This is a genomic window from Variovorax sp. LG9.2, from assembly GCF_035018885.1.
Taxonomy (GTDB): domain Bacteria; phylum Pseudomonadota; class Gammaproteobacteria; order Burkholderiales; family Burkholderiaceae_C; genus Variovorax.
Window position 1 is genome coordinate 1 of the sequence record NZ_JASJXB010000060.1, and the last position, 9,340, is coordinate 9,340.

General features: G+C 63.4%; 6 protein-coding genes and 2 pseudogenes. 2 read left to right on the forward strand and 6 right to left on the reverse strand.

Annotated features, from left to right (window positions below; translation table 11 throughout):
* A pseudogene (istA, locus tag QN413_RS26375) lies at positions 1-1,235 on the forward strand (IS21 family transposase); the annotation flags it as partial.
* A pseudogene (istB, locus tag QN413_RS26380) lies at positions 1,225-2,032 on the forward strand (IS21-like element helper ATPase IstB). The pseudogenes istA and istB, both read left to right, overlap by 11 nt.
* 104 nt (positions 2,033-2,136) lie before the next feature.
* On the opposite strand, the gene QN413_RS26385 reads toward istB, so the two are convergent.
* The 6 genes from QN413_RS26385 to QN413_RS26410 form a co-directional block, all read right to left on the reverse strand.
* A complete protein-coding gene (locus tag QN413_RS26385; protein WP_323499539.1) occupies positions 2,137-3,132 on the reverse strand; it encodes a 2-hydroxyacid dehydrogenase in 996 nt (331 codons plus the stop codon).
* A 71-nt stretch (positions 3,133-3,203) separates the two neighbouring features.
* Complete coding sequence (locus QN413_RS26390; protein WP_323499540.1) at positions 3,204-4,562, reverse strand: MFS transporter; 1,359 nt, start codon at positions 4,560-4,562, stop codon at positions 3,204-3,206.
* A gap of 74 nt (positions 4,563-4,636) precedes the next feature.
* Positions 4,637-6,319 carry an alpha-keto acid decarboxylase family protein gene (locus QN413_RS26395; RefSeq protein WP_323499541.1) on the reverse strand — a complete coding sequence of 561 codons (1,683 nt, stop codon included), beginning with the start codon at positions 6,317-6,319 and terminating at the stop codon, positions 4,637-4,639.
* 69 nt (positions 6,320-6,388) lie between these two features.
* Positions 6,389-7,852 carry an NAD(P)(+) transhydrogenase (Re/Si-specific) subunit beta gene (locus QN413_RS26400; RefSeq protein WP_323499542.1) on the reverse strand — a complete coding sequence of 488 codons (1,464 nt, stop codon included), beginning with the start codon at positions 7,850-7,852 and terminating at the stop codon, positions 6,389-6,391.
* 1 nt (position 7,853) lies between these two features.
* Positions 7,854-8,216: an NAD(P) transhydrogenase subunit alpha gene (locus QN413_RS26405; RefSeq protein ID WP_323499543.1), complete on the reverse strand. Its 363-nt coding sequence runs from the start codon at positions 8,214-8,216 to the stop codon at positions 7,854-7,856.
* Positions 8,217-8,235: 19 nt separating this feature from the next.
* Positions 8,236-9,340, reverse strand: a 1,105-nt coding sequence (locus QN413_RS26410; RefSeq protein WP_323499544.1) for an NAD(P) transhydrogenase subunit alpha, incomplete at its 5' end; no start/stop codon positions are given.

The window sequence follows — 9,340 nt, forward strand, 5'->3', positions numbered from 1 at the left end:
TCGGGCATCATCGCAAAGCCGCGACATCCTTCTCATCCAGACTGTCGCGCGCCTCTCAGATGGATTGACGCGCCACAGCGCACCAAGCTCCAGGTCGCGCACTTCAAGCTCAGCCACAGCCGGGCCTTCATCGTGCGGGCCTACCCCTGCAGGCCCACGAGATGCTGTTCGACGCGCACACCCGGGCGTTCGAGGTGCTCGGTGGTGTGCCGCGGCGCGGCATCTACGACAACATGAAGACGGCCGTGGATCGCGTGCGCCGAGGCAAGGAGCGAGACGTCAACGCGCGCTTCAGCGCGATGGTCAGCCACTACCTGTTCGAGGCCGAGTTCTGCAACCCGGCCTCAGGCTGGGAGAAGGGGCAGGTAGAGAAGAACGTGCGCGATTCGCGGCAGCGGCTCTAGCAACCCATGCCGGCCTTCGCCACCTTGGGCGAACTCAGCGACTGGCTGCAGCAGCGATGCATCGCACTTTTGGGCGAGATCGCCCACGGCAAGCTGCTAGGGACAGTGGCCGACGTCTGGGCCCGGGAGCGGCCACTGCTCATGGCCATGCCTCGCCCGTTCGACGGTTTCGTCGAGCACACCAAGCGCGTCTCGCCGACCTGCCTGGTGCACTTCGAGCGCAACCGCTACAGCGTGCCGGCACCGTACGCGGACCGGCCGGTGAGCCTGCGGGTGTACGTAGAGCGGCTGGTGATCGCCGCCGAAGGGAAGATCGTGTGCGAGCACATGCGCATCATCGATCGCCGGCACGACACACCGAGCCGGACCGTCTACGACTGGCATCACTATCTGGCGGTACTGCAGCGCAAGCCGGGCACATTGAGGAATCGCGCTCCCTTCCACGAGTTGCCGTTGGGGTTCAAGCGTCTGCAGTCGGCCCTGCTCAAGCGACCAGGCGGCGACCGCGAGATGGTCGAGGTGCTTGCGCTGGTGCTGCACCACGACGAGCAGGCGGTGCTGACGGCGGTCGAGCTGGCGCTTGATGCGGGTGTGCCCAGCAAGAGGCACGTGCTGAACATTCTGCATCGACTGCTGGACGGCACGCCGATGGTGCCGGCCCCGATCACCGCGCCCCAGGCACTGCGGCTCACCAACGAACCCAAGGCCAACGTGCTGCGCTACGACACCCTCAGAAGCCGCCTGGAGAGCCTGGAGACAGGCAGTGCACCAGAGGCTTCTTCTTCAACGAACGAGATCCCTGACCTTCCGGAGGTGCGCCATGCGTCATGACCCTGCCAGTGCTGCCATCGTGATCATGCTGTGCGAGCTCAAGATGCACGGGATGGCTCAGGCTGTGGCCGATCTGGCCCAGCAGGGCTCGCCCGCCTTCGATGCTGCGCAGCCGGTGCTGGCCAAGCTGCTCAAGGCCGAGACCGCCGAGGCGCGAAGTGCGCTCGGTGGCCTACCAGCTGAAGCTCGCTCGCTTCCCGGCTTACCGCGACCTCACCGGCTTCGACTTCGCCCACAGCGAGGTCAACGAGGCGCTGGTGCGCCAGCTGCACCGGTGCGAGTTCCTGGAGAGCGCGCAGAACGTGGTGCTGATCGGCGGGCCGAGAACTGGCAAGACGCACGTTGCGACCGCACTCGGCGTGCAGGCCATCGAACACCACCATCGACGGGTTCGGTTCTTCTCCACAGTCGAACTGGTAAACGCGCTCGAGCATGAGAAGGCCAATGGAAGATCGGGCCAGCTCGCCAACCGGTTGATGTACGCCGACTTGGTGGTGCTCGACGAACTCGGCTACCTGCCGTTCAGCGCCTCCGGCGGCGCACTGCTGTTCCACATGCTCTCCAAGCTCTACGAGAAGACCAGCGTGGTGATCACGACCAACCTGAGCTTCAGCGAGTGGGCGAGCGTCTTCGGCGATGCGAAGATGACCACTGCGCTGCTGGAGCGGCTGACCCACCACTGCCACATCCTGGAGACTGGCCACGACAGCTTCAGGTTCAAGAACAGCTCGGCTAAACCCGCTGCTGCAACAACCCCAACGAAGAAGGAGAAAGCCAAGGACTTATCCACATCGTGAGCCGCTCGGCTCACAAATAGGGTGGGTCAATGTTCGGTGGAAATAGCGGGTCAGGATTGCGTGGAACTCAACACCATGGCATGCATCAGAGTTCCCCTTATCGGTCACGTGGCTTCGGTGACTTCGTGGACAGGCTTGCCAGTCTTTGCGAAGGCGTCAATGTTGGCCATCGTGGTGTCTGCGATGGCTTTCAGCGCATCCGCGGTGAAAAAGGCCTGGTGTCCCGTGACCAACACGTTGGGGAACGTGAGCAGACGCTCGAACACGTCGTCGCGGATCACTTCATCCGACTTGTCGTTGAAGAACAACGCGGCCTCCTCTTCGTAGACGTCGAGTCCAAGGTGACCGATGGCGCCGCTCTTGATGCCGCTGACCACCGCCTTCGTGTCGACGATCGCGCCACGACTCGTGTTGATCAGCATCGCGCCGCGCTTCATCCGGCCGACAGCATCGGCGTCGATCAAGTGCCGGGTCTGCGGCGTCAACGGGCAGTGCAGCGTGACGATGTCCGACTCTTCCAGCAACTTGGCAAGCGGTACATACTCAACGCCGATCTCCTTGCAAGCGGAGCTTGGCTTGAGGTCGCAGGCTAGTACTTTGCAACCGAATCCGGTCATGATCCTGGCAACGCTGGTCCCGATGCGGCCGGTTCCGACCACGCCCACGGTGCGGCCGTGCAGGTTGAAACCGAGCAGCCCTTCCAGCGCAAAGTTGCCTTCGCGAACGCGGGCGTAGGCGCGGTGAATATTGCGGTCGAGTGACAACATCAAGGCCACCGCATGTTCGGAGACCGCCTCGGGCGAGTACGCCGGCACGCGGGCGATGACGATGCCCTGCCGCTTGGCAGCAGCCAGATCGACATTGTTGAAGCCCGCCGAACGAAGGGCCACGAGTCCCACGCCGAGCGACTTGAATGTCTGAAGCACCGCGTCGTCGACCTTATCGTTGACGAACACGCACGCGGCACTCGCGCCTCGCGCGAGTACCGCGGTATCCGCTGTCAACTGCGCGTCGAGATAGTGAAGCTTGTACTGCTTCGAGGCCGCTGCGTCGATGAACCGGCGGTCGTAGGGCTTCGTGCTGAAGACGGCGATTTCCATGGGTTGCTCCTTTGCTTCGAGCCACTGCGAAGTCGTAGCGCGAGGTTCTGACTTCGGGGGATTCGTACTTGCTACGCGGCGGCCGGCTTGGTCACTTTGCCCGATGCCTTGCCGGTCTTGGGATGGGTCGCGGACGAACCAGACTCCCGCAAAAAGAAGCTCAGCACGATGGCCAACACGACGCCGCCGACCAGCGGCATGAACGCGGTTTGGAACTCGGCCAATGTCATGGGAGTGCTTTGCGAAGGTACCATCAGCCGCGATATGAAGGGCGACATGATCCCGGTCGTCACGAAGACCAGGAAGTTCATCACCCCCGCGGCTGTCCCCTTGACCTCGGACGGGTTGAGCTCCTTCATCATCGAGAAGGGAATCATCGCGGCGCCCGATGCGATGCCGAGCAGCAAGGCGACGCTATAGCGCGGGAGCGTCCCCACGGGAACGTAGATTGCGGTCAGTCCGGCGGCAAGCATGACCAGCGCACCCCCGATCAGGACCGGCTTGCGTCGCCCCATCTTGTCGGAGATATAGCCGAGCAGCGGGCAGCCGATGACCCACCCGATGGGCACCATCGACGCGTCCGTCGCGGCAGCCGCCATCGTCATGTTCTCGCCGCCATGAAGGAACGACGTGGCCCAGACCAATGCGCCGATCGTCGTGGGCAGAAAGAGCAGGCCACCCACCGCGCCGGCCAGCCAGCTCTGCAGGTTGCCGAAGACCACTCTGAACGGCTTAACGACGCTGGCGAGCGACAACGCACCGTGATGGCTGGGGCTGTCGCCCTTCTCGGGGGGCATGATGAACCAGGTGGCCACTGCCAAGACGCCACCGAGGCACGCAAAGGCGATCCACACGGTTTGCCACGGCACATTGAAACTTCCGCTCGGGTCGATGGCCATGTGAACCGGCTTGGACCCGAACGCTGCGCCTGCCATGCCCAACATCTGGGTGAGGCCGATGAACAACGCCAGCATGCGTGCCGGCAGGTAGCGGGCAGCAACGTAGGACGACCCGATGAACGCGAAGATCGCGCCGATGGCCTGCAGCACGAAGCCCGCCATGCCGGCGGCTTCGCTGCCCTGCGCGAAGATCAGGCAGCCGACACCCACCACGGCAATGCCGAACGGAATGGTGCGGCGTGGGCCGTAGCGGTCCAGCAGCACCCCTGCCACCAGCGCCATCACGGCGTAGGCCACGTAGTACGCCGAGATCATCGCGCCGATGTGGTTGCCGCCCCAGGCAGCCGTCAGCTCCTTCTGCATGACGCCCGGCGCGGAGCGCACTGCATATTGAAAGAAGTAGAAGATAGCGCAAAGCAACCAAGCTACAAAGAACATCGGTTTCAAGTCGTATGGCGGTGACGCCGCGCTCTTGTCTGAATCGCCGCTGGCCAACGTCTCGCTCTGAGACTTTGCGGGAGAAGTTGCCATGATATGAATTCCAGTGAGGTGCGTTACGGAATCCGAGTCAACGCGCTCGGCTCGACCAGAAGGGCGACGTGGCGCTAGCGCGGAGCCGGGGCCCGACCATTCGCGGCTGCAACCAGTCGGCCCCATGAGATCAGTTCTGGGGTGCAGTCGTCACGGTCCAGCATGCACTCGATGAGCGTCGGGCCTTTGTGGTTGGCCAGTGCTTTCTTGATGGCGGTGGCGAGCTCTCCGCCGTTATGGGCGCGAAAGCCCAGCCCTTGTCCGTCTTCGGCATTGAAGACCTTCATCAGCCCGGCGTAATCCCAGTTCTTGACATTGTTGTAAGGACCATCGTGGATTTCGACTTCGATGGTGTAGCCGCGGTTGTTCATCAAGAAAATGATGACCGGCAATTTCTGACGAATCATCTGTGCCACTTCTTGAGCGGTGAGCTGAAAGGCGCCGTCACCGATCAAGGCGACCACTCTTCGGTCCGGCGCCCCCAGCGCGTAGCCGAAGCTGGCCGGCACTGACCAGCCGATGTGGCCCCACTGCATTTCAACTTCGAAGCGCGCGCCCTCCGGCAATGCCAGAGCAATGCCGTTAAACCAGGAATCACCGGTCTCCGCAATCACCGTGGTACTCGCCGTGACCAAGGGCCTGATCTGACGCACCATTTCCGCGCGCATCAGCTTGACCTTGGGTTCTGCGGGATGTTCTGGGGCCTGCTTAGTTCGAATTCGCGCATATTCGACCATCGTCGCGTCGCGCTTGCTGACGTTTTTGGCCAGCGCCGAAAGAAAGTCGCGCAGATGAATCCGACCGAAATCATGTCCCGAAAAGGAAACATGGCTTGGGTCCGCCAGCATGACGCTGGGTCCGTGCGGCGTGGCGGTCCACCCCACCGTCGAGTAGTCATTGAAAAGTGCGCCGATGCAGATAACGCTGTCTGACCAGTCCACGATGGCCTGTGCCCCGTGCGTACTGATCTCGCCCCAATAGATGCCGACGTACTGCGGATGCTCTTCCGGGAAGAAGCCTTTGGCTGCAGCCATCACCGCGACGGAACAACCGAGCGCCTCGGCCAGCGCAACTGCCTCCTTCTCGGCTCCCGCAGCACGCAGCTTGCTGCCGATCAGCAGCACCGGCTTTTCCTTGCATTTCAGGAATTCGGCGGCCGCGGTAACGGCGGCAGTCAGCGTCTTGCTGTCGCTCGGATCCTCGCTGATCAAGGCACTAATCGGCCCCGGCGCCGCGCAAGGCATCGCGGCAATGTTGCAGGCAATGCCGATGTAGGCGGGCTTCTTCTCGCGTAATGCAGTGCAAATCGCGTGGTCGATCTGCGCAGGGGCATCCAGGACCGAGGTGATGGACACGGCGGCACAGGTCAGCTTTTTGGCAATCTCCAGCTGGTAGAGAAAGTCGTGCGTTCCCAAGGTATGGTGAAGCAGATGCTCAGTCGCTCGATCATTGCTGTTGGGGGTACCCGAAATCAGAATGACCGGAAGGTTTTCGGCATAGGCGCCGCCGATGGCGTTCAATGCGGAGAGTGCGCCGACGCTGAAGGTCACGACCGCCGCGCCGGCCCCCTGGGCTCGCGCATAGCCCTCGGCACTGAAGCCGCAATTCAATTCGTTGGAACAGTAGATTTGTTCCATGCTCTTGTTGGTCAAAAGCTGGTCGAGCAAGACCAAGTTGTAGTCGCCCGCCACGACGAAGTGATGCTTAAGGCCGATTTGGGAAAGCCGTTCTGCAAGATAAGTGCCGACGGTGTACATGGGGTTGTCTTTCGATGAGTGAATGAACGACTTAACGGAGTGGCGCTCGATATGGGAAGTAAATGAAATTCAGGCTGCCGCGGGCAAACCCAGGCCGCGAACCGCCTCGATCATCTTGATCAGCACGGCTTGCGCGTCGCCGTAGACCATGTTGCAGTTGTCGCCGTAGAACAGTGCATTGACGATGCCGGCATAGCCCTTGCCATCGCCCCGCTTGACGACGAACACCTGCTTGGCCTGGTCGGCATTGAGGATCGGCATGCCATAGATCGGCGAGGCCTTATCGGTGCGTGCGGCGGGGTTCACCACATCGTTGGCGCCGATGACGAGCGTCACATCGGTCGTCTTGAAGTCGTCGTTGATGTCTTCGAGCTGGAAGATCATGTCGTAGGGCACGCCGGCCTCGGCCAGCAGCACGTCCATCTGGCCCGGCATGCGGCCGGCGACCGGATGCACCGCGAACTTGACACTCACGCCGCCGGCCTGCAGCAGCTTGACGAACTCAAACAATTTGCCCTGACCCTGCGACACCGCCAGGCCGTAGCCGGGGACGATGATCGCCGAGGCGACATAGCGCATCGCGATGCCGGCGTCACCGGGCTGCGTGGGCTTCAACTCTCCCTTGATCTTGCTCGGCTTGTGCTTGGATGTCTCGCCGAAGTTGCTGAACACCACGTTGCTCACCGATCGGTTCATCGCCTTGGCCATCAGCAGCGTCAGCAGCAGGCCCGCCGCACCGACCAGCATGCCGGCGATCATCAGCGTCGGGTTCTGCAGCACGAAGCCTTCGAGCCCGACCGCCAGCCCGGTGCACGCGTTGAAGATCGAGATGACGACCGGCATGTCCGCCCCGCCGATGGGCAGCGTCATCAGGATGCCGACCACCAGTGCGAGGCCGAAGAACAGGTAGATGGCCGCCGCCGTCGAGAGTGGCAACGCCAACGCCCCCTCGCCGGCCGCGACGATGGCCGCACCGACCGTCAAGGTCGCCAGCAGCACCAGGCCGTTGACCACTTGCTGGCCCTTGAAGCGCAGCGGCTTCTTGATCACACCGTCGAGCTTGGCCCACGCGATCAGCGACCCCGAGAGCGACACGGCGCCGATCACGCCACCAAGCAGGGTCACGACGAGTGCCGTCACGCCGTCCGTCTTGGCGCCGAAAAGTTCCACCGACGCGATCGCGCCGGCAGCCCCGCCACCCATGCCGTTGTAGATGGCCACCATCTGCGGCATGGCGGTCATTGCCACCTTGTGACCTGCCCACCATGCGACGCAGCCACCCAGCGCGAGAGCGACGACGGCCAGACCGATGTTTACCCACAGTTGCGGGCGAGCCGCGCTGTCTACGTCGAAGGCATAGAGAAAGCTGGCGAGCACTGCCACGGCCATGCCGATGCCCGCGACGAAGACGCCCGACGACGCCGTCACCGGCGACGCCATGCGGTGCAGACCGTACATGAACAGGAAGGCCGCCGCCAGGTCGGCCGCCCCGATGCCGAGCGACGGCAAGGAGGCGAGCAGGGAGATGTCCATGTCAGCCCTTCTTCGCGTGCAGGGACTTCACGGTGGCGGAATTGCGGTGCTTGCCGTGCCCGGCCGAGTGCGCGCTGGACTTGAACATCGCCAGCATGCGGTCGGTCACCGCATAGCCGCCGGCCGCGTTGCCAGCGCCCAGCAGCACCGCGAAGAAGCCAATGACCTGCTCTTGCGTGGTGCTGGCGTTCAGCAGGGCGTAGATGCCGCCGACCACCACGATGCCGTGTACGAAGTTCGAGCCCGACATCAGGGGCGTGTGCAAGATCGCCGGTACGCGGCCGATGATGACCCAGCCCGCGAAGCCGGCGAGCATGAAGATGTAGAGCGCGACGAAACCGCCGATGCCGATGTGAAAATCCATGGGATATTCCTTGTTCGGTTCAAGCCGCCGCGTGTTGGGCTGAAGCTGTCGCCTTGGCCTTGTCCGGCTTGGCGGACTCAGCCGCTTTGTCCGCCTTCGCCGCCTTGTCGGTAGCGGCACCCTTGTCCTCGCCAGCGTGCGTGAGCACCGTCTTTGCCAGGATCTCGTCGGACCAGTCGATGACGACGACGTTGTCCTTCATGAACAGCGCGAGCAGGTTGTATTGGTTCTTCGCATAAAGCTCGCTGGCGTCCTCACCGAGCAGTGACGGCACGTTCAACGGCGCAACCAGCGTCACACGGCCCACCTGCGCGGTGGCGCCGGGCTGCGTGTCATCGCAATTGCCGCCGCCTTCGGCCGAGAGATCGACAATCACCGCTCCGGCTTTCATGCCCGCCACCTGCGTGTGGCTGATGAGTTTGGGCGAGGGCTTGCCCGGGATCGCAGCGGTGGTGATGATCAGGTCCGCCGACTGGATGTGCTTCGTCAGCACGTCCGCCACCTTGGCCTTCTCGTCGGCACTGAGTTCGCGCGCATAGCCACCCTCGCCGGTCGCATCGACACCGGTGTCGACAAAGGTCGCACCCAGCGACAGGACTTGCTCCTGCGTCTCGGGCCGCACGTCGTAGCCTTCCACCACGGCGCCGAGCCGGTGCGCGGTGGCCACGGCCTCCAGGCCGGCCACGCCCAGGCCCATCACCAGCACGTGAGCGGGCCCGATCGAGCCGGCCGCCGACGTGATCTTCGGCACCACGCGCGCCAGATGCGACATGCCCAGCGCCACTGCGTAGTAGCCGGCGAGTGCCGATTGGCTGGACAGCGCGTCCATCGCCTGCGCCCGCGTGATGCGCGGTACGCGCTCCATGGCGAAGCAGGTGATCTTCTTCGCAAGCAGATGCTTTACCAACGCCGGCTCGTTGTGGGCGTAGACGAAGCACATGAGGATCGCGCCCGGCTTCATCGCATCGACCACGTCCAGAGCAGGCGGCTGCACGCACAGCACCACATCGGCGTCCTTCACGAGTTCAGTGCGGTCGGCGATGAAGGAGACGGCCTCGAAGGCGGCGTCATCCAGATGGATGGCCGCGCCGGGGGGGCGGCCCCGGGGGGGCGGGGGGGGCCCC